Genomic DNA, 25252 nt, shown 5'->3' with positions numbered 1-25252 from the left:
AACATGCGGTTGACTGAACAACAAAATAGGAGTGTAACTGAGCACCGGAAAACAAAAAAATCAAGGCAGCGGCGAATCAATATTTTCTTCTTTGTCGTTTTTCTTCTTTTTGTCTCCTTGGTCCTCCGTCTTGGTGTCCTTCAGATTGTCAAAGGGGAAGAGTATACAAAGACTGTGACACAGACGGATGCCAACATCGCTTCCTATCCAGCACCCCGCGGTAAAATATATGACAGGTATGGACGAGTCATTGTTGATAATAAAAGCGTTGAAGCTATCACATATACGGTTGAAAGCAAAACAAAAGCACAGGAAAAGGTAGCTACAGCCAAGGAACTGGCAAACCTGATCTCCTTGCCGGTTGCTGCCAGTAAATTGAAAGAAAGGGACTACCGTGATTATTGGCTTGCATCCCATCCTAAAACAGCTCCAAAGCTGTTAAAAAAAGAAGAACTGAAGAAATCTTCAAAAGAAACATATAAAATTCAATTAGAACGGGTACCTAAATCAGAAATAGACAGAATGAAGCAGGATAACCGCGAAAAGAACATTGTTGTCATCTACAAGAAAATTTCTTCCGGTTACGCCTATGAGCCTCAGATTATTAAGTCCAGCAATATTCCGGCAAATAATAAACCGGCTGATGTTTTATCTGAAGCTGAAATTTCAGAAGTGGCTGAGGATCTCGATCATCTTCCGGGTGTAAACGTCATTACAGACTGGGACCGTACCTATCCGTATGGCGATACGATGCGCAGCCTATTAAGCGGCGTGACAACACCTGAGCAAGGCATCCCGCTTGAGCGAAAAGATTACTTTGAATCGCTTGGTTATTCGAAAAATGACAGGGTAGGAAAAGGGTATCTCGAGTCACAATATGAACAATATTTAAAACCGAAAAAAATGAAGATTCAATATGTAACAGACAGCAAGGGAAACACCATTTCCGAAAAAGTGGTTGATCCCGGCAGCAGGGGCTATGACCTGCAGCTTTCAATCGATTTTGAATTGCAAAAAGAAGTAGAAAAGATTATTAAGGAAGAATTATATAACGGGAAGCAGAGGCAAGCGAGTCAAGGGGTCTCTCCAGCCTTCCTGAACAGTGCATTTGTCGTGATGATGGATCCGCATACAGGTGACGTACTGAGCATGGCCGGTAAACAGATTACACCAAAAGGGATCCAGGAGTTTTCACCAGGTACCTTTACAACCCAGTACCCAATGGGATCCGTTGTGAAGGGCGCTACCCTTTTGACTGGATTTCAAAAAGGTCTTCCGCACGGGGCGGTTCAGGTGGATGAACGATTTAAGATCTCACAGACAAAAGAAAAATATTCTCATGGAAAAAAATCATTAGGCCCGTTATCCGACGTACAAGCTTTAGAACTAAGTTCAAATGTGTATATGTGGAAAACAATGCTTAGAATTGTTGGAGCAGGTCCATATAGACCTGATATGAAGTTTCCTGGAGATGATAAGGATTTGCAATATGTCCGCAATGAGTTCAGCCAGTTCGGCTTAGGGGTTAAAACGGGAATTGATCTGCCAAACGAATCCCGCGGACAGCAAACAATCCCAGACCATTACGGAAAGCTTTTGGATTATGCTATCGGACAATTCGATACATATACGCCTCTTCAGCTCGCCCAATACGTTTCTACTATTGCTAATAATGGCTACCGGATTCAGCCCCACCTTCTTTCTTCAGTACATCAGCCAACAGATGAAGATGGTATTGGTCCTGTTATAAAAGAGCAAAATGCCAGGGTCCTGAACAGGATTGACAGTACACAAAGCGATATTAACCGGGTGAAGCTAGGTTTTCATTTAGTTACGAAGGGCAGCCGCGGGACAGCCCGTACTGTTTTTAAAAACATTGACGTTTCAGGAAAAACAGGAACGGCGCAAACGGATATAAAATATCATTATTCAGAGAACGTCAATTTCGTAGGCTACTATCCTTCTTCCAATCCTGAAATAGCCTTTAGCGTTGTTGTACCGTATGGTTATAAATCTTCAGCCAACTTAAAAATCGCAGACAGAATTGTAAAAGCCTATATCGCTCTTCAAAAGCAATACAGCGCAGCAAACGATCCGAAAGATGTGGTATTTAAAGAGGATAAGAGCACTCAATAATAGATAAGCCCCTGTTCACCAAACAGGGGTTATTTCTACTCCAATTTTCCAAAAATCCGAACCACCTTGCCAAGTGCATAGTTCAAATCATCGATATCCTCTTCTTCAAGGGTGCTGATTTTGCTGATAAATAAGTGATGCATCTCGCTCCACTGCTCGTAAACAGCCTCCTTGCCTTTATCAGCCAGCTTAATTTTGACTGCTCTTTTATCGTTTGGATCCGGCTCCTTCTTCACATACAATTTTTCTTCCAATTTGGTTATAAGTGGCGTCAGCTGCTGTTTCGATATATTGATCTGCTGGGCAAGTCCAGTCATGGAGACACCATTCTCTTTGCTGGATAGGACGTCGAGAAGATGAGTCTGCAAATGAGTCAGCTCTGACTTTTTCTCTTGAGTGCTCTTTTTGGATGGATCACTGAGCTTGTTATAGATCAGGGGGAGAAGCAGGACAAAATTTTGGGCAATGGAATCGACTTGTTTATTCAATAGAATCCATCCTTTCTGCTTTGACATATAGTAAATAAATATTTATCATATATATTGATTATAACATTATTTCTAGGATAATAGTAAACAATTATTGACTAAAAGGAGGATATTGATGAATTCGAATGGTTTGACGTTTGGCATTTATCCGCTTGGAGTGGCAGGCACACCAGTTGGCTTAGCAGTTGGTCCTAATGACGATTACGAAAAAATTCAGCTTGCCTTGAGGGATCTGAAAGGATCTGCTAAACAGCTGCTGCCAAGAAATTATATTGTCTACACGGGCAGGGAATCTGAGAGGAAATGGCTTTCCATTATAGAATCATATGATAAGGCTGGATTATTGGGTGATTTAGTTGTAGGCTGCATGCAGGAACCGGATTTGCCGCTTGATGACTGGCTTGATTTTGTTAAAAAAATTATTGGGCAATTTGGAGAGAAGATTGATTCTCTTCAAATAACGAATGAACCGAACTTAACATTTATGGACGGGTCAAAACCGCATGTATTTGAAGCACTTGTTAAAGGGGTTATAGCAGCCAAAAAGGAAGTTCGGAAATTAGGCATCAATCTGAAAATCGGCTTCGGTTCAGTTCCAAGCGGGCCAAAAACGATACCGCAATTTTGGGAGAAGCTTGAAGAGCTTGGCGGAAAGGATTTTATTGATTCAGTTGACTATGCAGCCCATAATTTCTACGTCGATGTATTTGAAGAACCGCTGGATTTAGAAGAAATAAAGGCATCTACTGAAAAGGTGCTCCGGCAGTTTAGGGAGGTCGACCTTAAAGCAGGAGGCATTTCTCACTCCGTATCAATTAGAATTGGAGAAAATGGATGGCCGACAGGAAAAAATCCATTTTCAAATGTTGATCGTCCTGATGAAAAACAAGCAGAAGTTCTGAAAACGATTGTCGAAACAGTTTACAAGCTGAAGGACGAGCTGAACATCACTCATTATGAACTGTTCGGCCTGCGGGATGCTGATAGTGATAAAGAGGACCTTTTCCACCAATTTGGAATTATGACAAGCAGCTATGAGCCTAAACCGGCATACAATACCATTAAAAGAATAATAGAAAAATACAGCGAGTAGAGACCAAAACTGGATAAAATACTACACAATAAAAAGAAGAAAAAGAGATTTCAAGAGACTCTGATAAAAAAAGGAGGAGGAAATGAGGTATGCAGCAAGTAGAGTATGGATGGGTCAAAAAAAGCCGAGAAATCATTTTTTCCTTATGTGCCGAACTAAAGCCGGAAGATTTCACCCGCAAAATAGAGGGCTTCGGTTCAGGGAGTATACGGAACACGCTAGTGCACAGTGCAAACTGTTACAATGCCTGGATTGGCTCTTACGTTTTGCTGGAAACGAAGGAGCCGCTGACTCCAAAAGAGGAAATGAAGCACATGGGCCTCGAAGAAGTAAAAGCAAGTTTTAAATTGGCAGATTCATATGTTGACCAAGTGTTTGAAACGCTCTCTGAACAGATGGATAGGCCGATCGTGAGGCCTATTCCATGGCGAGAAGGATCGGAGGAAATATCAGATACACCAAGAAAATTGTTAATGCATACCATTACGCACGAATTTCATCACAAAGGGCAAATCGCGGCGATGGCTCGGATGATGGGATATGAGCCTCCAAATTCGGATGTTCTTGGGGTAGAGGATTAGGAAGTCTATAAGGCTTCCTTTTTTGTATTCACAATCTGTCACTTTACATCACCCCTAATCCTCTTTTAAAATAGAGTATTCTATAGTATGTTTTCTGGAACAGGAGGCAAATTGCGTGTTTGAAATCAAACGGATCGATTTAAGAGAGGCGATTTCGCTTCGTCAGAAGGTTATTTTACCAGGCGCGAATTTCGAAGAGTGCAAGTATGCTGGAGATGACAGCAAGGACACCATGCATATCGGCGCGTTTTCAAAAGAACAGCTTGTCGGCACAGCATCCTTTTATAAGGAGCACAACTCCAAGCTGAAAGGGAAAAACATGTACCGATTGCAGGGACTCGCCATTGATCCCGAGCATCGAAATGAATTAAGAGGGCAGACACTGATCCTTTTTGGAGAAAACCTTTTAGCCCAAAATGAAATTGATGTTCTCTGGTGTAAAACAAGAGCTTCCAATCTGCCATACTATCAGCATCTCGGTTTCCATGAAACCGGAGATACCTATAACCATAAAGAAAAAGGGCTTCAGGTTTTAATGGTAAAGCACCTTTAGTAAAGGCTGAATAATATCCAATGAAAAAGACTGTCAATTCGGACAGTCTTTTTTCGTTATCCATAAAGGCTGTTTTCGCAGAGATTGTTGTTTTTAGTACATGCTTTTATCACGCATTTAGACTAGCATCGGGGCATCTTTTCTTAAAGTTTTTGCTATACCAATGGTTTCGAGGACTAAATATAGGGTCATGAGCAACAAAGTTTAAGAAAAGAGCCTCCATAAAAAAACATAATCACACCAAACTTAGGCAGATGAATATAATGCCTATAAGTTCTTTTAGCAGTTATTAAAAGAGGTGAAGATTGTAAATGGCTTTATATATTGATCCCGCATCTCCAAATGCTCAGTACATTTTTGACGTAAATAAAAGTCCCTTGTTCCAAAAGGATAATGAAAATTATATCAACATAGTAGGGACAAATCAGTTAAATACGCTGAAAAGTTCTCTTCTGGATATTTTCTTAAGTGCCAATAATGTGATCGAACCTCACTATCATCCAAATGCAGCCGAGTTAGTTTATTGTATATCTGGCTCTGTAACTGTATCTATGATGAACCCTTCTACAAAACAATTTCTCACATACACCATTACACCTGGGCAAGTAGCCAATATTCCGCAGGGCTGGTGGCATTATGATTTGGCTAATGTTGATAACACCCATTTCTTAGCCATTTTTGACGCGCCAAATCCAGAAGTAATATTAGGTTCTGATATCTTGAAATTCACTCCTGCAAATATCATGGCGGAAACCTATTGTCTAGATGAAAATCAATGGGAACAAACTATCGCACCAGTTAAACCCTCAACATATATAGGTCCATATACGAACTGCAATAGGAAAAGTATGTCTAGTCACTATGTAAATCACCATTATCAACACTATCCGGCATATCAGCAAATCCCTTATGGGCCTCAGTACCAAAGATATTAGGGAAAATAGAAATTAGCTACAAAATGATGATCAAAATGATACTCCCATATATGATGTTGGATGGGACAATTTAAAAATCTTTGTGACCTCTTGGCCTGTTATCGCTGAGGAAAGTCCCTGTGTATATATTGAGAATAGTCTTCTTTCATATATGTAATCAATCAATGGCGGATTTTTGTTTTTTAGATAAAAATCGAACCCATGCAATTAAAAGCCGAACCATCCAGAATGTGACTGTAAGAACTGAAAAAGTAAAAAAGCTGTTCCATCCTTTGCGATATCTCACCAAGCTTGTATTCTTTTCAAGCCAATTCTCAAACAAAGTCATCGGGGTACTAAAAAGAAAAACACTCAAAATGGTTTTAACTGGCTTCATTTTATAAGTGAATTGATTGTAAATAACACACAACAAAGGGAATATTATGTACAAAAATACAATATTTGAGTCAAATATTTTAGGGAAATAGCGATTAGGATAGAGAACATATTTTTTGTTAATAACAGGTGAATCAAGCAGTGTAGCAACTAGCGTTTTAAATAAATAAATAAGAAACCAGTCTTTTATCTCACCTTTTCTGCGGAAAAGTAACGACCATCCGCTCATTGAAAATAGGGTAATTAAGTTCAGTATTGTCCGATCCTTCATAATTTCACCTCAGTTGTAATATGTTCTTTTTTGTGAAAATTATGGGGTGAAATTTTATTTTGCAAAAAATAGATCCCATTTGTTTCAGGGATCTTTTTTTGGTTTTACTTTGATTATCATTCGTATGCATGTTGGCAGAAGCCGCACCTGTTGAGTAACAGAACCAAGCAGCCGGCAGGCAACAGAATAGATCACTGCTGATCGGTTGGGTAAAAGGCTTCAAGGTTATTGCCCATTTGAGCGTCTCCTTTACTTTCTTTATATAATATGAGAACAAATTGTGTAATTTTTCAAAATAGTATGAAATTATATTGTTTATTAGATTAAAATGTCTTAAAATAGGCTTGTACTATCACTTACCATTATAAGGAAGAAGGGAACATTGATGGGTAAAAAGCTGGGAAAATTGGCCGCAGTTTCAACATTGAGCGCGATGATGCTGTTCAATCCAATTTCATCTGTGTCACATGCAGCAGGTTCGGACAAGACAGCTGTACAGCAGGGAGTCAGTTCAAAGGTATTGGCTAATGCCAGTTACTTCGGCAATTTGCCGGATGATACACCTGTAACGGTTGATCTTGTGATGAAGATCAGAAATAAAAATCAGCTTGAGAACTACATTAAAGACACCGTGACTCCTAAAAGCCAAAATTATAGAAACTACCTTTCAACGGAGGAGTTTAAAAAGAATTTCGGCGCCGATCCCAACTTTATTAAGCTAGTAAAAGAGTATTTCAGCTTGTTTGGAATTAAGACAAATGTTTACCCAGATAATTTAATTATAACGGCGACAGGAACGGCAGGACAATTTAATAAAGCTTTCAGCATAACGCTGCAAAAAGCGAAATATAAGGGCAAAAACTTTCATGCCGCAAAGGGAACGCCTAAACTGCCGTCCAAAATCAGTAACAGCATTTTATGCATTCTTGGTTTGTCCGACTATTCCAATTTAACGGCTAAATCTGTCAAACAGGCCCCATTACTGGATAATGAGTCAAGCCCGGTAGGACCTCTAAGCCTTATGCCAAAAGATTTAATCAATCATTATAATGTACAGCCGCTGTATGATAAAGGGGCAGCAGGAAAAGGCCAAACGATCGGCATTGTCACGCTTGCTGATTTCAATACAGATGATGCCTATCAATACTGGAATGAAGCCGGAATCAACGTTAAGCCGGACAGAATCGAAAAGGTAAATGTGGATGGCGGATCCGGCTGGGATGGATATGAAGAAACAACGCTTGATGTAGAACAATCAGGATCTCTAGCACCGCAGTCTGACATTAAAGTATATGTAGGACCAAACAGTGATACAGGTTTTACAAATACTTTTGCAGAGGCGATTAATGAAAATAAATCGCAGCAGATTTCTGTCAGCTGGGGCGAAAGTGAGCCAGCCATTCAAAACCTGATAGAACAGGCAGCTGAGACACCTCAATATGCTGAAGTATTCAATCAGCTCTTTATGCAAGGAGCCGCACAGGGTATTTCCATGTTTGCTGCTTCCGGTGATGAAGGGTCTTATGATGCTGCAAGGGAGTTCGGCTTGGAATCAGATGTACCTGGCGCTGCTTCTCTTTCTGTTGATAATCCAGCAGACAGCCCTTATATTACAGCGGCAGGAGGCACAACACTTCCGTTCCATTTCCATTCCACTGCGTACAACGTTGACGTGAGTAATGACAAAGAACGTGCATGGGGCTGGGATTATTTATATTCCTACTTCGATGCAAGAGGACTGAATAATCCGACTGGATGGGGAGATCGTTACCTTGCAGGAGGCGGCGGAGGATTTAGCCAGATGTTCCCGACACCGGACTACCAGCAAGGCGTTCCAGGCGTCAATAAATTCACCGCTGTTCAGCAATGGACACCAAATGCTGATCAAACATCATTAACCCGAAATGCCACACCTGTTCTTGTCAAAGGAAAAGGCAAAGGACGAAACATGCCTGACCTTTCAATGAACGCTGATCCATATACAGGCTATGCGGTTTATTACAGTGATGCGGGTGCTGCAGGAACAAATTCCGGTTATGCCACATTTGGAGGCACATCGTTTGTATCTCCGCAGCTTGCGGGACTGTCAGCTCTCATCAACAGTTCGAATAAAAGCCAGACTGGCTTCTGGAATCCGCAGATTTACCGTTTTGCTGAAGAGTCTGACTCACCGCTGCACCCATTAAACAGTTCTGGTACTGACAATGATAACGGCTATTACACAGGTACTCCTGGAACGGTTTACAACCAGGCAACAGGACTTGGAACACCTGATGTGGCTGCACTTGCGAGTCATTTTGAAAAAGGGAACCGCAGCAACCGTTAAATCTGAATAAAAGTTAAGAGGCGTATGAATCCTTCATGCGCCTCATTTTTTGTTATTAGTAAAGCATGATATCATATTCCATAAAGGTAAGAAGGAGGCAGAGACATGGCAATTGACGCTGTAAAATCTCATTTTAGACACTGGAATCGTGAAGATGATGTCATGGAATTTGATGCATCAAGTGCAACGGTTTATCAAGCTGCTGAAACGATCGGGGTTATCCCTGCGAGAATAGCAAAGACGCTTTCTTTTAGAGGAAGAGAAGAAAAAGCCATATTGGTTGTAGCAGCTGGCGATGCCAGAATCGATAATCCGAAATTCAGGGATGCCTTTGGTTTAAAGGCCCGCATGTTAAGTCCCGATGAGGTGCTGGAACAAACTGGCCACGCTATAGGAGGCGTCTGTCCTTTTGGACTGGCAAATGAATTGGATGTTTTTCTGGACGTTTCTCTTAAACGCTTTGAAACAGTTTATCCTGCATGCGGAAGCGCGAACTCTGCAATTGAATTAACGTGTGAAGAATTGCACCAGTATTCCTCAGCTAAAGGCTGGGTGGATGTTTGTAAAGGGTGGGAGTAATTTCGCAGAAAATGCGGTGATAATACATACAGGGTCATTGCTTTAATACCCAACTTTTTTTGAGATCAAAAAAAAAACTAAAGTTTAATAGGAGTATTAGATGAGAAGAAGGTAAGTAATATAGCATGGAGATTACCTTCAAGCTGAGTTTTACAGTGATAATGAAAGAGGTGTTTATTTGAAACGCCTCTTTTGTTATTTCTATCTCATTTTTTCTGGACTTTCAAATAGCAGATCTATATAGTTAAATGCATTCGGGCGTCCCATAGGAGTGACTACATGACAGAAGAGGATTATGACCAATTGATGAACATCAGGACAGGGATGAGTTTGAAGGATATGAACAGGACGATGAATATTCATTATCATCCATATGAACCGACACCTTATTCTGCGCTGGAAAAGCTCTTTCATCAATATGAGCTGAAAAGCAGTGATCATGTAGTGGACTTTGGATGCGGAAAAGGACGGCTTGTGTTTTACATTCATCATTTGTTTCAAGCTTCTGTGACAGGAGTCGAAATGAACGAGACTCTGTATGAGGAAGCTATTGAAAACAAAGAGTATTATTTAGAAAATAGCCATGAAACCGAAGATGGGATCCAATTCCAATGCTGCCTTGCAGAAGAGTATGAGATTGATCCAATGGATAACCGGTTTTACTTTTTTAATCCATTTTCCATCCAAGTCTTCTATAAAATCATAAACAATATATTGCTTTCAATGGAAAAGGCAGAACGGGATGTGGAACTTGTTTTATACTATCCGTCTGAAGAATACATCATGTTCCTGGAAAATCAGACGATTTTTGAATTGAAAGAGCAGGTGCAGCTGCCTGGATTATATGAGAATAATCCTGCTGAGAAGTTTTTGGTTTATTCTGTGCCTTATTGATCGTAAATACATCCTTTTTGTTTGTCATTTCTTTGAAAATATACGAAAACTCCGTTAGAAAATTCTGAGCCTGCAAAAATTAAGTTACGCCTTCGTCCTCAATTTTATAAACAGTCACTGTTCTTTAATAACCATAAGAGGGTCTATCACTTCAGTATGTTCTCCAGTATTAATCCATTTTTTCTCATAGTATCGACTCCGTCTAAAATAAAGGAGTTATAAGGAGTCTTTTCATAATTCAATCATCACCCTTAGATTTATAAAATGCTAATAGAAAAACTTTCTATTCTGGATTGCCGCTGCAGGAGGAAATGGCTAGCAGCAAGCAGGAAATGTAAATTACTAAAAAGGGCCAGTGTTGGTCCTTTTCTTGTTTAAGTGAAAATTAAGAAATTATTAGATTGACTTTTCTGAATATTTATTTAGAATAAAATTAGATACAAGATTTTCAAAACTGTGTTTTGTAATATAAAACAAAGAGAGTGGAATCATGCCAATCATACAATCTGTTGACCGCGCTCTTCAAATTCTTGATTTATTTGATGAGTATACAACTGAGCTGAAAATAACAGAGATAAGTGAATTAATGAATTTGCACAAAAGTACCGTTCATTCATTACTAAAAACACTGCAGAAGAAGGGTTACATTAGACAAAATGAAGAAAACGGGAAATATGCGCTTGGAATGAAGCTGTTTGAAAGAGGAAACTACATAATTCAATCTTTAGACATTAGACAGGTTGCGAAAAAATATTTACTGGATTTGTCACTTGCCACTGGCCAAACGACTCATCTTGCCATCATGGATGGAAAAGAAGGAGTTTATATGGATAAGATGGAAGGTTCAAAAGCTGTTATTTTATACTCCCGGATCGGGAGACGTATTTCTTTGCATTGTTCAGCTGTGGGCAAGGCACTGATTGCATTTAACCCGTCAGAAGACATTAAAAAACTTTTAAAGGACTATGTTTACTACAAACAAACTGAAAACACCATTACCAATGAAGTTGATTTTATGGGGGAACTAGAGAAAGTTCGTAATGAAGGCTACTCCATTGATGATCAGGAAAATGAACCAGGCGTGCGATGTGTAGCAGTACCGATTCGAAACTACAAGAATCAAGTCATTGCAGCAATCAGTATTTCCACTCTCGCAGCGAGTGTAGATGATCATCAATTAAATGAATTCATTGAAATGCTAAAGCAAGCTTGCTCAGAAATATCAGAGCAGATGGGATATGGGACTCCGGTAAGAACATGAGAGTCCCGCCTTTTTTAACGTAAAACCAAAACTTGGTTTTATAATATAAAACAAATTGGAGGGAATGGAATGAGAATTATTCGTTATACTGATTTAAATTTAGAACCTGTTTTAGCAGCTTTGACTGCTTCAGGAGAGGTATATCCTCTGCCGCAAAAAGATTTTATTGAATTATCTCAACAAGCAGAACAAAGTAATCTTTCTATTTCGGACTTAATTGAAAGCGCTATCTTTAATTTAAATCCACTCCCGCAAACTGTAGAAGATTTGAATCTGATTGTACCGCTTGAAGCACCGGAGGTTTGGGCATCAGGTGTTACATATGAAAGGAGCAGGGAAGCAAGAAACTATGAATCTACTGGAGGGAATCATGATTCAGAGACATTTTATGACCTGGTTTATGATGCAAAACGTCCAGAACTTTTCTTAAAGTCGACTGCAGCACGTACTGTTGGTCCAAATGAGGCAGTGTGTCTCCGAAGTGATTCACAGTGGCAAATTCCAGAACCTGAATTAGGACTAATCATTAATAGTAAGGGGGTAATTCTCGGTTATACGGCAGGCAATGATATGAGCTGTCGGGATATAGAGGGAGAAAATCCGCTTTATCTGCCTCAGGCGAAAATATGGAAAAATGCTTGTTCCATTGGACCTTCTATTCTTCTCGCAGATGCAGTGAAAGATCCTTATCAATTTTCCATTACATGCAGAATTTACAGGGATGGCCATAAAATTGTGGAAGAGATGTCAAGCACTAAGCAGCTGAAGCGAACATACGAAGAACTTGTTTCGTATCTGATAAAGGACAATCAGATATTTGATGGTACAGTACTTTTAACAGGGACTTCCATTGTTCCCCCTACAGATTTTACTTTGCTTGAAGGAGATGAGATCGAAATAGAAATCTCTGATATAGGAATCTTGAAAAATTGTGTCCAGCTAGCTGCTAAGACAGAATCAGTTTTATAAAAAGTAAAAATACAAGAATTTCAGATAGGGGGGTTATTTAAGATGGCGGGATACAAAACCATTATGATGAAACCACATGATAAAGTAGCGGTTGCACTAATGGATATTCCAGCAGGAGCTCAAGTTGAAGTACAGTGTCAAAATCAGATCTTTTCAATTGAAATCAAAGAAGATATTGCATTTGGTCATAAATTTGCGGTTGTCTCTATTTCATCTGGAGCAGATATTCTCAAGTATGGTGAAGTCATTGGAAAAGCAACAAGAGATATTGCATGCGGTCAACATGTTCATATTCACAATCTTGAAGGGAAACGCGGAAGAGGGGATTTAATCCATGCAGAATCTTGAAAGAAAATTTTGGGGTTACAGGCGTCCTGATGGCAAGGTTGGCGTAAGAAATCATGTGCTGATATTGCCCACTATTACTTGCGCGACCCAAGCAGCCAAACAAATTACAGAATTAGTTTCAGGAACTGTTTCATTTATTCATCAGCATGGTTGTGCTCAAGTGGGAGTTGATTATGAGCAAACGTTCAGAACTTATGTCGGAATGGGGGCAAATCCAAACGTCTTTGGAGTGGTCGTTCTTGGCTTGGGATGCGAAACCCATCAAGCCAGAAGTGTGGCAGGAGAACTTGAAAAAACAGGGAAACCTGTCAGGGTAGTTTCTATACAAGATCACGGAGGTACACTTGGGGCTATTGCAGAAGGCGCAAAAATCGCAGCAAGATTGGTTCAGGATGCATCAGCACAAATGAGAGAACCGTTTTCGTTTAGCGAACTGATTGTGGGTACCGAGTGCGGAGGTTCGGACGCCTGTTCGGGTTTATCAGCGAATCCTGCAGTGGGAGCAGTCAGTGATCTCCTCGTTGAACATGGGGGAACGGCAATTCTGGCAGAAACAACAGAATTAATAGGAGCAGAACATCTTTTGGCTCAGCGAGCGGTCAATGACAGGACAGCAAAACGTGTATATGAAGTCATTGATGCAATGGAGAATCGAGCAATTACAATGGGTGTGGACATTCGGACTGGAAACCCAAGTCCAGGCAACATTAAGGGCGGTTTAAGTTCATTGGAAGAAAAGTCACTGGGTGCATCCAATAAATCAGGAACCAGCCCATTGCAGGAAGTAATTGACTATGCACAAGTTCCGACAAAAAAGGGTCTTGTCTGGATGGATACACCAGGTCATGATATAGAGCAACTAACCGGTATGGTTGCAGGAGGAGCACAAGTAGTCTTGTTTACAAGCGGAAGAGGTACTCCTACTGGATCTCCCATTGCACCTGTTATCAAAATCTCTACTAATACGATGATGTATGAAAATATGGAAGATAACATGGATTTAAATGCAGGCACAATTATTGAAGGACTTGAAACGATTGAGGGTGTCGGAGAACGTATTTTTGAGGAAATTGGATTTGTGGCTTCAGGAAAGCTGACAAAAGCAGAAATACTGAAGCAGCATGACTTTGGCATATGGAGAATAGGCCCGACATTTTAACCCATTTGAAAGGAGCAATTAATCATGACAACGATTACAAAAGCAAAAAATTACTTGAATTATATTAATGGCGAATGGATGGAATCAATTACTCAAGATGTAAGAGTTAACGAAAATCCCGCTAATCGAAAAGACATTGTAGGTTCTATTCAGCTCTCCAGTGCAGAGGATACAGACAAAGCGGTAGCCGCAGCCCAAAAAGCTCAAAAAGAATGGCGCCGTCTTTCAGGAGCAGCAAGAGGAGATTATTTATTTAAAATTGCTCACCAAATGGAACTTCGTGCTGATGAAATAGCCAAAACAATGACAAGAGAAATGGGCAAGTCACTCCCTGAGTCAAAAGGAGAAACAATGAGAGGGATTGCTATTTTAAGATATTACGCAGGTGAAGGGATGCGCAAAATGGGAGATGTCATTCCTTCTACTGACAGTGAGGCATTAATGTTTACAACGCGCGTTCCACTTGGAGTAGTCGGCGTTATCTCTCCGTGGAATTTCCCTGTCGCTATTCCAATTTGGAAAATGGCACCCGCCCTTGTTTACGGAAATACCGTTGTCATCAAACCAGCCTTAGATGGAGCGATTACTGCAGCAAAGGTCATGGAGTGCATAGATGAAGCGGGTTTACCGGCAGGTGTAGTGAATATGGTAACAGGATTTGGTTCTGAGGTGGGAGAGAGAATAGTGAACCATCCGGATGTAAACGGGATCACGTTTACAGGATCTAATGCAACAGGAAAGAGAATTGGTCAAGCGGCATTGGCAAGGGGTGCCAAATACCAGCTTGAGATGGGAGGGAAAAACCCTGTCATCATCGCAGCGGATGCTGACTTAGAGGCAGCAGTTGAAGGAACGATTAGCGGAGGTCTTCGATCGACAGGGCAAAAGTGTACGGCAACAAGCCGGGTATTTGTCCAGTCAGAAGTATATGAAGCCTTTAAAGAAAAGCTATTGGATAAAGTGAAGCAAATCAAAATCGGAAATGGCATAGAAGAAGATACATGGATGGGACCATGTGCAAATGAAAATCAGCTGAATACCGTCCTATCTTACATTGAAAAAGGAAAATCGGAGGGTGCTTCCTTGATTTTTGGAGGAAGGAGGTATCAGGATAATGGCTTGGAAGAAGGTTATTTTGTCGAACCAACGGTGTTTGAAGATGTGACAAATGATATGATCATCGCCCAGCAGGAAATCTTCGGCCCAGTTCTTGCCCTCATTAAAGTTGATACGATCGAAGAAGCTCTTTCATTGGCTAATGACGTAGAGTTTGGACTCAGCGCATCCATTTATACGAAAGATATTGGAACGATGCTCTCATTTATTAATGAAATGGAAGCTGGTCTTGTGAGAATAAATGCTGAAACAGCAGGAGTTGAGCTTCAAGCACCATTTGGCGGGATGAAGCAATCCAGTTCCCATTCCAGAGAACAAGGCCAGGCAGCGGTTGAATTTTTTACTTCTATTAAAACAGTTTTTGTAAAACCTTAAAAATTTCCCGGGAAGATTCAGCTGAAAAGGCAATCAGTGGCCTGATAGAAATAGTCATTTATTCAGGTCACTGTTTTATGCCGCAGATCTATAAAAATACTTTGCGAACTCAGACTTGTCAAAAATGAAAGGGTTTACAAAATGAGATAAACGCTATGGTTTTCAAAAAAGGAGAAAGGATCGATGAAAGATGCCTCAAAATATTCTCAGCCATCAAGATCTAAGGGAATTGGTTAAAAATAAACTAACGCAAGTAAATGTCCCTTCAGACCACGCTCAAATCGTAGCAGATGTCTTAGTACATGCAAACTTGCGGGGGGTCGACTCACATGGGGTACTGAGAACGGAACACTATGTTAAGAGAGTAAAAGAAGGCGGACTAAATGTATCCCCAAACATTCAAGTGAAAAAAACAGGTGCAGTTTCCGCTGTTCTAGATGGTCATGATGGGTTTGGCCATGTTGTTGCTCAAAAAGCGATGGAAACAGCCATTCAATTGGCAAAGACAAATAAAGTCGGCATTGTTGGAGTTGTGAACAGCAGCCATTGTGGTGCGCTATCCTACTTTGTTAATCAGGCAGCCGAAGAGAACTTGATTGGAATTGCAATGACTCATACAGATAAAAGCGTTGTACCATTTGGTGGGGCAGCTCCCTTTTTTGGAACAAATCCGATAGCATTTGGTTTCCCCGCGAAAAGGCATAAACCGATCATTTTAGATATGGCCACAAGTGAAGTGGCTCTTGGAAAAATTCTAAACGCAAGAGAAAAGAACAGCAAGATACCGGAAAATTGGGGCGTTGATGAAAAAGGTAACCCAACAACCGACCCTTTCAAGGTATTATCCCTGCTGCCATTTGGCGGAGCAAAAGGATATGGGCTTGCTTTGGCTGTTGATGTACTTTCAGGTATTCTAACCGGTTCTGCATTTGGACCTCATATTCAGCCAATGTATGATAAGTACAATCAGATGAGAAAGTTAGGGCATTTTGTTTGTGCGATAGATCCATCGATATTTAATAGTGGGGGATCTTTCTTGGAGGATGTTGACCGTTTGATAGATGAACTTCATGAAGTTCCAGCAGCCAATCATTTTGATAAGGTAATGGTCCCAGGGGAACCAGAACAAATCAATGAAACAAATAATTTAGCAAAAGGAATACAATTGCCTGATTCAGTTTATCAATACCTGACGAACTCATGAACTAATAGATTCAATAAATTATTCTTCTTTTTGGAAGGCAAACGATTCTATGTTTAATAGTCAGAAAAGTAAAAACTATCTGTATTTTAAGTGAGTATAAAAATTGATAAGGAGGAATTATCATGAGCATGGAATTGGAAAAGAATCAGGAAATAAAAAATCAGTCTAAGCCGAAAATAAAAAAAACAAATGTACGCTGGAAAATTTCTATTCTGTTGTGGGCAGCAATCGCTGTTAACTATCTAGATCGAACAGTTCTTTCCGCAACTACTCCCGAATTGATGAAAGATTTCGGTCTCAACGCTGCAGAAATGGGGCTAATTATGTCGGCTTTTTTTTGGAGCTATGCTTTATTTCAAATCCCTGCTGGATGGCTTGCAGACAAAGTGGGCCAGAGATTCTCCCTTGCTTTTAGTGTAGCTTGGTGGTCGGTTGCAACTGCTCTGACGGCGGCTAGCCAAGGATTAAAATCTCTCCTTATTTTCAGGGTGCTTCTTGGAGTAGGAGAAGCTGGTGCTTACCCAAGCAGTGCAGGGGTCACCGCAAAATGGTTTCCAGACAAGGAACGCACAAGAGTATCTGCCATTTTTGACAGCGGTTCCAAAGTGGGTACTGCTTTAGCTATGCCGTTCGTCGTTTGGCTTATGACTGCATATGGATGGAAAGTACCATTTATTGTATCAGGATTATTGGGATTAATTTGGGTGTGTATATGGTGGGCATACTATCGTGATCCAGAAAAACACATGTATGTTAGTAAAGATGAATTAAAATATATACGTGATGGACAAGTGAAAAAGGACGGACTTAACCAAATCAAGCCTATAAAGTGGTATGAACTTTTAAAATACCGGAACATATTAGCGATGTGTGTCGGTTTTTTCTTGCTAAATTATGCTATTTACTTTTTTATTACTTGGTTTCCAACCTATCTGGTTAATGATCGAGGATTTGAGTTGATGAAAATGGGCTGGGTGTCCATGATTCCACCTTTATTCGGATTATTGGCAGAACTTGCGGCTGGGGCGTTTTCAGATCATCTTTATTCAAAGGGACATTCCCTTACATTTGTCCGTAAATTAAACCTCGTCGGGGGAATGCTGCTTGCCACTTCCATTGCTTTTGCAGGGCTAGTCAGTTCACCAGTTCTTTCCATAGTATTGATGTCTATTTCTTATGGAGGGCTAACTACTGCGGCATGTGCAATATGGTCACTGCCGGGAGATGTTGCCCCTCCCAATATGACTTCAGTGGTAGGAGGCCTGCAGAACTGTGTTTCCAATTTTGGAGGCATACTCGGTCCAATAGTAACAGGATTTATTATTTCTGCAACTGGATCCTTTATTCCGGCACTTATTGTTTCGGGCGTGGCTACTTTGCTGGGTGCGATCACCTACATGTTCTGGCTCGGAAAAGTTGAACCGATTGTGCCAAAGTCAGGACCTGCCGATAAAACGGTTGCCATGTAACCACAAGCAAAATGATTCGATACAGAGCAAATTTGAACTGAAGTATTAAATAAAGGCTGTTTCGCAAAGATTGTTGTTATTAGTATGGACTAATTAAAATTTGCAATTGTATTTTTCCTCTAAATTGACTTATTTTGATGAAAAAACAACAAAGATTTAAGAAAAGAGCCTAAATAAATGATTCTTTAAAATAGAATAGCAAATTGAGCGGACAGTAATGAAAGTTAACTTTCATTACTGTCCTTTTAGTATGATCTCTATTGGTCATTTATTTGAATGCAGCTAAAAGGGAACAACCATTTAAAATAGAATATATTCATAATAAGGAGAGTGGTATCGTGGAGAAAAAGACTTTAATGATAGAATCCCTGCCTGGATATGAACCAGAAATTGGCCGTTCACTATGGTGTTTAGAAGATGTACGCCAAACTTTATTATCAAAATTAGCAGGCATCAGCCAAAGGGTGCTTGATGCAAGATCAGATGAAAGACAGTCAATCGGTTCTTTGTTATATCATATTGCTTACATAGAGGCAGACTGGTTATATGAAGAAGTGCTCATGACTGGATGGGACCCAGAGATGCGTTCAATGTTTACAGTAAGTCACCGAACGGAAAATAATGAATTAATGCATGTAGAAGGGCAAAGCCTAGATGAACATTTTGAACGTCTGCGCAAGGTTCGGGAAGTTTTTCTTTCTCATTTTCGCTCAATAAACATGGAAGATTGGCGAAAATCGAGGATTCTTGAAAACTACGATGTGACACCTGAATGGGTGGTTTATCACCTGATAGAGCATGAAGCACATCACAGGGGGCAAATCTTTCAGCTTCTTAGCAAGCTGCAGAGTCTGTAATAGCAGAAGAAAAACTGAATGAAAAAAATAGAGTAATCATTTATCTTGAATTATATGGAATTATACCTATTGCTCGAAGGGATAATATATAGTAAAATGAATGGGAACATTAGTTCTGTTTGCGTCAAAAAAAATACAAAAGAGGTGTCTAATATGTTGAGTCTTCATCCTTACTTAGTAATGAATGGAAATGGGCAGGAAGCGGTTAAGTTTTATGAACATGCATTTGGTGCAGAAGTGCTGTCAGTTCAGAAGTTTGGGGATATGCCTGACAATCCGGAATATCCAATGCCTGCTGAAGCAAAAGACCGTGTTATGAACGCGCATTTAAAAGTCGGGGACACTGATTTGATGCTTTCTGATACAATGCCGGGTATGCCATATCAAGTTGGAGACCATGTGACAATCGCTGTCTCCATTGACGACATTGAAAAGTCCAAAGAAATCTTCGGCAAGCTTGAAGATGGAGGAAAAGTTATCATGCAGCTACAGGAAACATTCTGGAGCCCTTCCTACGGACAAGTTACGGACAAATTTGGCGTTACTTGGCAAGTTTCAACCCTGCCTGCTGAAAATAAATAATGGCTCTTTTCTCAAACTTTGTTGCTGATGACCGTATTTTTAGTTCAAAAAACCATCGGTAAGGCAAAAACTTTTTGATGCCCCGAAGCTAGATTTAATGTGTGATAAGAGCTTGTACGACAAAGAACAATCTTTGAGAAATCAGCTAAAATAATAAAACCAAAAGGACAGAGCTGAAAACAATCAGTGCTGTCCTTTTTTGTTCATTTCATTGTTCAATAAAAGTGAAGCACAGAAGGGTCAAAAGCTGCCATAAAATCCGCCCATCTTTTTAATGAAAAATGTTGTTAAGACCCCACATAATGATGGCTGCTACTGGAACAAGCACCCAGACGTTGGCCCCAAAGGAATGGGGCTGATGTAATTTTGACTCCAAGTGATCAATTTTTTTGCTTAGTTCATCAATCTTTTTCTCAAGTGCATCTTGATTCACCTTCTCTAATTCACTCATCCTCATCCGCCTCTCCTTATTTTCTTCTTTATCTGTATTAGCTGACGATGGAAAATAGACCTCTTAGGGTCTTGCCTCTACATACCATTTTAAAAAACAAACCAGTTTTTAATGATATATCAATGTTCAAGACCATTTTAAAAGTGAACCAGCATAAGATTGAGTTGTTGAAATTATATATTTTTTTTAGCTGTGTAATTTAGTTGTTGGATATTTATGTTAAATTTAATCTTAAAGGGGGAAAGCCATTTTAGGACTATGTATTGTTTTTAGTTCATGGTTTATTTCGCAATCTTTAAAATCTAATCAGATAAACAGCGATAAAACCCAAAAGCTACAAAGTGAAACATTAGATAGGTACGAATTTATTAAAGTTGAAAGTGATTACTTTATCATATTTGATAAACAAACTGGAGAATATTGGAATCAAGTTGGTGGTTCTGACTGGAGAGTACAGAAATCAATTCCGACTCGAGCAAATTAAAATGTTAATCCATTGTAATCGGGTGTGAGGCTAACCGGGAACTTCATATAAGTGAGTGTTCTCTTTATTCTGCACCAATAACTCATAAAAAAAGAGCATCTTCACTGATGCTCTTCTTCATTATACGATATCTTTTTTAGAGGCCGCCTCAGCTAATTGTTTCTTAAGAATCGTCCGGAAAATAAGCCTAATAAGTGGCGGCACAGCCAGGAAAATAAACAAAATCCGAAACAGCTGATAGCAGACAACAACGGAGAGATCAGCATTGACTTCTTTCGCAATCAGCGCCATCTGGTCCATTCCACCAGGAGAGAGGCTTAAGAAGGCTGTGACAAAGTTCACGCCATGCATTTTGGCTAAAAGATAACTCAAGCCAATAGAACCGGCAATCAGAATGGCTCCGCTCATGACAGCAAGGAGAATAATTCTGGTTTTGTGCTTCAGATGCTCCGGCTTCAGCATCAGGCCGATATAAGTTCCAATCATGAGCTGCGAGATGTTCAGGATCAGCTGCGGCAAGGGAGGTCCGTTATAGCCGGATAGATTGAGTACAATCGTCGCAATCATCGGGCCGAGCATGTAGGCGGTCGGCAATTTTAGTTTGCTTCCGATCAAGGCACTTGCCGTACAAATAACCGCAAATAAAAAAATATGAGGAAACAATCCGCTCCAGCTTTCAGAAGCTGTATTCACCGCATCGTGAACAGGGTGATGGCCTGAGCTGCCAAAGAGCGGGCTGAAAATCAGCAGCGGCACAAAGAAAACAATCATCATAAGCCGGGAAACCTGCAAAAAGGTGACAACGGTAATATCAATTCCTTTTGTTTCCTCAGCCAGAGGAATCATCTGGCTAAGCCCGCCTGGAATACTTCCCATTAGTACTGTGGGAAAAGAGATTCCAGATAATTTTGACACGATAAGTCCAATAACTCCGGCAAAAATCAGCACCAGGGCTGTCAGCAGAATCATGGAGGGCAGCTGCTGGCTGATTTGATGAAGGGTCTCCATCGTAAAGGACAGCCCGATCGTATAACCGATAATGATCATCCCGGAATTGCGGATTTGTGACGGCCAATAGGGTCTCACTTTTGTAATGAGTTTTGTTCCAAGCAAAACGAACACCATAGATCCGAGAAGCCAGGGGATCGGCATGTGAATCAATTGAAAGACTATTCCTCCGACTACTGCATATAGCAGCGTCATCAGAAAGAAAAGGGTTTTATTTTCCGGCACAGCTGCATTCCTTCTTTTCTTTAGGGATTTCCAATACTTCTACTATACAGGAAAAATGCTTTACCTTGAAAGGAGGTTAATTCTTTTTTAAATTCATTTCCATCCCGCTTATTAACCGCTGGAATGGAATCTTCTTGTGATAAGGCGGGGGCAAAATTGCCAAAGGACCCTTCTTCTATAACATTGATTGAAGTTTATAAGGTGGTTGAAGTTGTCCAAGGAAAATGAATGGTTCAGTGTGCATGAAAATACGCACCCTGATTGCACCGTACGTTCTACCCTGGCTACTGAAATAATAGGTCCTATAAAAAAGGTCAACAAGTAAAAACTGTTAACCTTAAAATACGAACGCACCCATTACTTTAAGTGATATGTTCACAATCTACTTTATAAATAAGGAAAAGTTGAGCGAGTTGTAATAAGTTAATATAAAAATTAAGGACTAAGTGGCTAAAGCCACCAGTCCTTTTATGTGTGGAGAGATAACATTCTTGATAATTAAATATAAAAAAGTTCTTTTCGGAATTAATAATCTCAATTGTCGCTATTAAATTGTGTTTTAAAAATATCGTACATTTTTGCTACATGTTGGTCGATTTCATCCCGCGACATACGCATGGCGTCCACTGAAGTACCATATCCAATTTCCTTTTTACCCTCTTCTAGCCCTTTGAAAATTCCATCTGCGAAAGCATCTAATGGTTCTCCAAACGTGTGTAAACCGACTCCGCCTAAATCTGTATTCACTGCTGGAGGAGCAACTTCAATTACCTTTACAGATGTATCAGAGAGTTGGTATCTTAGACTCATTGTAAAGGAATGAAGGGCCGCCTTTGTAGCCGAATAAATTGGAGCAAACATAGCTGGTGTAAAAGCTAACCCAGACGTCACATTAATGATAGACGCATCTTCTTTTGTTGCAAAAAATGGAGCAAACAGCATAGATAAATGGAAAGGTGCTTCAATATTTGTATTAATTTCTTTATTAAAATAGCCCCAATCTTTCTTCACATCTGCATTTAGCACATTAATACGTTGTTGAATCCCTGCATTGTTAACTAACACATTCAATTCTGGATAGTTGGCTGTTACCCAATCAAACAATTCTACTCGTTCGGATTCAATAGAAACATCAACTACACGAGTAACAATGCTAGGGAATTTTTCTTTTACATTTTGAAGTACATTTTCACGTCGCCCACAAACAATAACTTTACTTCCAGCTTTGATAAAGCGCTCTGCAAAAGCTAATCCTATTCCAGAACCTCCGCCTGTAATAAGTATCGTATTTCCTGAAAGTTTCATTATAGTTCCTCTTTTCCGTTAATTAATATACAACAAATTATATTACCATCAGTTACTAATTAATCTTTCTTTATTCTGCAAGTACTTTTCGTATAGCGTGTAATCTTTTCGTTCATCACCCTTAAAGAATTTCACCATAGTGAATGAAAGTTTTAAAGGTTACTGACTTTCCATCAACGATTCACTTATTGACTTCGGTTGTACCTTGGGCTTCTTAATAATCAATGATCATGTTTTCCTCAAGAAGTTAAGAAAAACCTCCTCTTTTCTAATATGTTCTTAATGGTCAACGCGTTGACTATTGTTTCAAAGAAATATTACAATGAATTTTATATAAACTCAATAATCAATAGAAACAAATATGTTCATTAATAAACAAATTAAAAGCTGTGTCTTCCAATTGATTAAGTTCATTGCGGCTTTTTTACTATGTGAAGAAGTGTACTTAAACTAAACTGCCCGTTCGTATTATAAGGTCACCAGATATTTCTGGTTGACCATTTTTTATTTGGTCTTATTATAGCAGTAGCCAGGGTAGAACGTAACTGCCCGTGGGGCTTAGACCCCGTCAGCTAAACGGTTCGCCCCCTACTTGTAGAAACATGATTGAGGCTGGTTGGGACTTAGATCTCGTATAACAAGCGAAGCTGTGACACTGCATGGAGGAATTAGGGGTACTGGCAAATTACTAGTTTAGGAGGAGGATTCCGAAATGAATCCAGTCATTGGTCTGGATGTTTCAAAAGGGGAAAGTCAAGTTCAGGCATTTTTAGATAAAGGCAAGCCATATCGTAAGAGTTCTAAAGTTTCTCATACTATTGAAGGTCTTGATTTCCTAGTAAAGTTTCTGGAGGAAGTAAAGAGAGAAACAGGTAAGAAACCGCCTATCGTCCTAGAAGCAACAGGACATTATCATGCCTCTGTTGTTCAATACTTGGATGACCGTGGATATTTATTGATAATCATTAATCCTTTGATTTCTTATAAGGCTAAAAGTTCAAGTCTTCGGAAAGTAAAGACAGATGCAGTCGATGCTTACCATCTCTGCGAGCTGTTTTATAAAGAGGATCTAGAGCCTTATAAAAAGCGAGGAGTTCAACTTTTAAACCTTCGGAATCTTACAAGGCAGCACGAGAATATAACGGGGGTAATGATCCAAACAAAGCTTCAATTTCAAGCAATTTTGGACCAGGTCTTCCCCGAATATAGAGGGGTTTTTGGTGACTTATATTCAGTAGTGTCACTGTTAACTCTTTCAGAGTTCCCCTCATCAGAAGATATATTAGAGGCAAGTGTAGAAACAGTAGCTGATAAAATCGCTGAATTATGTAAAAGTCGTTCATACAGATGGGCGAATGAAAAAGCTATTCAGCTCAAAGCAGCAGCAAACCGAAATCCGTTTGAAAAGACTGTATATCAGAGCCATATTTTAAGTCTTGGTATGTATATAAACATCATTCTTCAATACAAAGAGCACCTATCCAATTTAGAGTCTGAGATAGATGCCCTCGCTAAAGAAATTGAAGAATATAATATTATCAAATCTATCCCTGGTATCGGAGAAAAGATCGCTGCAACGATCATTTCTGAAATTGGTGAGATAGATAGATTTACAGATCCTAAAAAGTTGGTAGCTTTCGCTGGAGTTGATCCAAGTGTATTCGAATCTGGTAAGTTTACAGCCACCAAAAATCGAATCACAAAAAGAGGATCAAGTAGGCTTCGTCACGCCTTATATATGGCTGTTCGTTGTGCTATACGTGACTGTCGAAAGAGCAAAACAAGCGATGAAATCATTCCTCGTAATAAGAAATTACGAGAGTTCTATGATAAAAAACGTGAAGAAGGAAAACCTTTTAAAGTAGCTGTCATTGCATGTGTAAATAAGCTCTTACATTGGATATTTGCCCTTTTAAAGACGAGAACTACTTTCCAAGATATTGCTTAATACTTAAAACTAACCAAAATGTACAAAACCTTCCAAAAGCCATTAACGGAAGGTTATTTGGCATACACATTTTTAGTATAGCATGAGATATTTTGATTTTTTATTGAAAAATATTGACAAACTATTAGCTGGTTTAGTGGAACAAGAAAAAAAGAGCTGCCGCAGCAACCCCGTATTGAAATTAATTCTATTTAATACCCTTCCCACCCATTGTTTGTAGGGTGCTAATTCTCTCTATTCCAGTAATGATTTGTTTTGCC

The 25252-nt window shown here is 39.7% G+C and carries 23 protein-coding genes; 18 read left to right on the top strand and 5 right to left on the bottom strand.

Translation table 11 applies throughout. The features are described 5' to 3' along the window. Positions 1-9 precede the first annotated feature (9 nt). The gene (locus tag ACOT8F_RS15810; RefSeq protein ID WP_421652892.1) at positions 10-2136 is read left to right on the top strand and encodes a peptidoglycan D,D-transpeptidase FtsI family protein; all 2127 of its coding nucleotides are present in this window, start codon (positions 10-12) and stop codon (positions 2134-2136) included. 35 nt (positions 2137-2171) lie between these two features. Here ACOT8F_RS15810 and ACOT8F_RS15805 read toward each other — a convergent pair whose 3' ends face one another. Beyond that, a complete protein-coding gene (locus ACOT8F_RS15805; protein ID WP_421652891.1) occupies positions 2172-2624 on the bottom strand; it encodes a MarR family winged helix-turn-helix transcriptional regulator in 453 nt (150 codons plus the stop codon). A 115-nt stretch (positions 2625-2739) separates the two neighbouring features. Here ACOT8F_RS15805 and ACOT8F_RS15800 point away from each other — a divergent pair, with 115 nt between their 5' ends. The 4 genes from ACOT8F_RS15800 (at position 2740) to ACOT8F_RS15785 (ending at position 5786) form a co-directional block, all read left to right on the top strand. Then, a complete protein-coding gene (locus ACOT8F_RS15800; RefSeq protein WP_421652890.1) occupies positions 2740-3717 on the top strand; it encodes a hypothetical protein in 978 nt (325 codons plus the stop codon). A gap of 89 nt (positions 3718-3806) precedes the next feature. Continuing rightward, positions 3807-4298: a DinB family protein gene (locus tag ACOT8F_RS15795; protein WP_421652889.1), complete on the top strand. Its 492-nt coding sequence runs from the start codon at positions 3807-3809 to the stop codon at positions 4296-4298. Positions 4299-4413: 115 nt separating this feature from the next. Continuing rightward, positions 4414-4851: a GNAT family N-acetyltransferase gene (locus ACOT8F_RS15790; RefSeq protein WP_421652888.1), complete on the top strand. Its 438-nt coding sequence runs from the start codon at positions 4414-4416 to the stop codon at positions 4849-4851. 311 nt (positions 4852-5162) lie between these two features. Continuing rightward, complete coding sequence (locus tag ACOT8F_RS15785) at positions 5163-5786, top strand: cupin domain-containing protein (protein WP_421652887.1); 624 nt, start codon at positions 5163-5165, stop codon at positions 5784-5786. 157 nt (positions 5787-5943) lie between these two features. Here ACOT8F_RS15785 and ACOT8F_RS15780 read toward each other — a convergent pair whose 3' ends face one another. Beyond that, on the bottom strand, positions 5944-6432 hold the full coding sequence (locus ACOT8F_RS15780; RefSeq protein ID WP_421652886.1) for a CBO0543 family protein: 489 nt from the start codon (positions 6430-6432) through the stop codon (positions 5944-5946). Positions 6433-6817: 385 nt separating this feature from the next. Between ACOT8F_RS15780 and ACOT8F_RS15775 the strand changes: the two genes are divergently transcribed. The 12 genes from ACOT8F_RS15775 to ACOT8F_RS15720 all read left to right on the top strand — a co-directional run bounded on the left by ACOT8F_RS15775 (position 6818) and on the right by ACOT8F_RS15720 (position 19571). Further along, a complete protein-coding gene (locus ACOT8F_RS15775) occupies positions 6818-8758 on the top strand; it encodes a S53 family peptidase (RefSeq protein WP_421652885.1) in 1941 nt (646 codons plus the stop codon). A 105-nt stretch (positions 8759-8863) separates the two neighbouring features. Then, on the top strand, positions 8864-9337 hold the full coding sequence (locus tag ACOT8F_RS15770; protein ID WP_421652884.1) for a YbaK/EbsC family protein: 474 nt from the start codon (positions 8864-8866) through the stop codon (positions 9335-9337). Positions 9338-9616: 279 nt separating this feature from the next. Further along, entirely contained in the window at positions 9617-10231 is a 615-nt protein-coding gene (locus ACOT8F_RS15765) for a methyltransferase (protein WP_421652883.1), read from the top strand. Positions 10232-10721: 490 nt separating this feature from the next. Further along, complete coding sequence (locus ACOT8F_RS15760) at positions 10722-11492, top strand: IclR family transcriptional regulator (RefSeq protein ID WP_421652882.1); 771 nt, start codon at positions 10722-10724, stop codon at positions 11490-11492. Between the two features lie 69 nt (positions 11493-11561). Beyond that, positions 11562-12461 (top strand): fumarylacetoacetate hydrolase family protein, encoded by a 900-nt coding sequence (locus ACOT8F_RS15755; protein WP_421652881.1) that lies wholly within the window; start codon positions 11562-11564, stop codon positions 12459-12461. 42 nt (positions 12462-12503) lie between these two features. Next, on the top strand, positions 12504-12809 hold the full coding sequence (locus tag ACOT8F_RS15750; protein ID WP_421652880.1) for a UxaA family hydrolase: 306 nt from the start codon (positions 12504-12506) through the stop codon (positions 12807-12809). Beyond that, a complete protein-coding gene (locus ACOT8F_RS15745) occupies positions 12796-13968 on the top strand; it encodes a UxaA family hydrolase (RefSeq protein ID WP_421652879.1) in 1173 nt (390 codons plus the stop codon). Before ACOT8F_RS15750 ends, ACOT8F_RS15745 begins: the two co-directional genes overlap by 14 nt. A gap of 24 nt (positions 13969-13992) precedes the next feature. Further along, positions 13993-15459, top strand: coding sequence for an alpha-ketoglutaric semialdehyde dehydrogenase GucD (gene gucD / locus ACOT8F_RS15740; protein ID WP_421652878.1), 1467 nt, complete (start codon positions 13993-13995; stop codon positions 15457-15459). 190 nt (positions 15460-15649) lie between these two features. Next, on the top strand, positions 15650-16663 hold the full coding sequence (gene allD, locus ACOT8F_RS15735) for an ureidoglycolate dehydrogenase (RefSeq protein WP_421652877.1): 1014 nt from the start codon (positions 15650-15652) through the stop codon (positions 16661-16663). 122 nt (positions 16664-16785) lie between these two features. Continuing rightward, the gene (locus ACOT8F_RS15730) at positions 16786-18132 is read left to right on the top strand and encodes an MFS transporter (RefSeq protein ID WP_421652876.1); all 1347 of its coding nucleotides are present in this window, start codon (positions 16786-16788) and stop codon (positions 18130-18132) included. Between the two features lie 338 nt (positions 18133-18470). After that, on the top strand, positions 18471-18989 hold the full coding sequence (locus ACOT8F_RS15725; RefSeq protein WP_421652875.1) for a DinB family protein: 519 nt from the start codon (positions 18471-18473) through the stop codon (positions 18987-18989). Positions 18990-19142: 153 nt separating this feature from the next. Further along, positions 19143-19571 (top strand): VOC family protein, encoded by a 429-nt coding sequence (locus tag ACOT8F_RS15720; RefSeq protein WP_421652874.1) that lies wholly within the window; start codon positions 19143-19145, stop codon positions 19569-19571. A gap of 271 nt (positions 19572-19842) precedes the next feature. On the opposite strand, the gene ACOT8F_RS15715 is transcribed toward ACOT8F_RS15720, so the two are convergent. The 3 genes from ACOT8F_RS15715 to ACOT8F_RS15705 all read right to left on the bottom strand — a co-directional run bounded on the left by ACOT8F_RS15715 (position 19843) and on the right by ACOT8F_RS15705 (position 23044). Next, positions 19843-20022: a hypothetical protein gene (locus ACOT8F_RS15715; RefSeq protein WP_421652873.1), complete on the bottom strand. Its 180-nt coding sequence runs from the start codon at positions 20020-20022 to the stop codon at positions 19843-19845. Between the two features lie 604 nt (positions 20023-20626). Then, positions 20627-21739: an AbrB family transcriptional regulator gene (locus ACOT8F_RS15710; RefSeq protein ID WP_421652872.1), complete on the bottom strand. Its 1113-nt coding sequence runs from the start codon at positions 21737-21739 to the stop codon at positions 20627-20629. A 534-nt stretch (positions 21740-22273) separates the two neighbouring features. Then, the gene (locus tag ACOT8F_RS15705) at positions 22274-23044 is read right to left on the bottom strand and encodes an SDR family oxidoreductase (protein ID WP_421652871.1); all 771 of its coding nucleotides are present in this window, start codon (positions 23042-23044) and stop codon (positions 22274-22276) included. Positions 23045-23756: 712 nt separating this feature from the next. Here ACOT8F_RS15705 and ACOT8F_RS15700 point away from each other — a divergent pair. Next, positions 23757-24992, top strand: a complete 1236-nt coding sequence (locus tag ACOT8F_RS15700) for an IS110 family RNA-guided transposase (protein WP_421652870.1) — start codon at positions 23757-23759, stop codon at positions 24990-24992. Positions 24993-25252 lie beyond the last annotated feature (260 nt).

It is taken from the genome of Chryseobacillus diguaensis, from assembly GCF_049220665.1.
Taxonomy (GTDB): Bacteria; Bacillota; Bacilli; order Bacillales; family Bacillaceae; genus Metabacillus_B.
The sequence above is the reverse complement of the archived record's forward strand: the minus strand, read 5'-3'. Positions and strand labels throughout refer to the sequence as shown.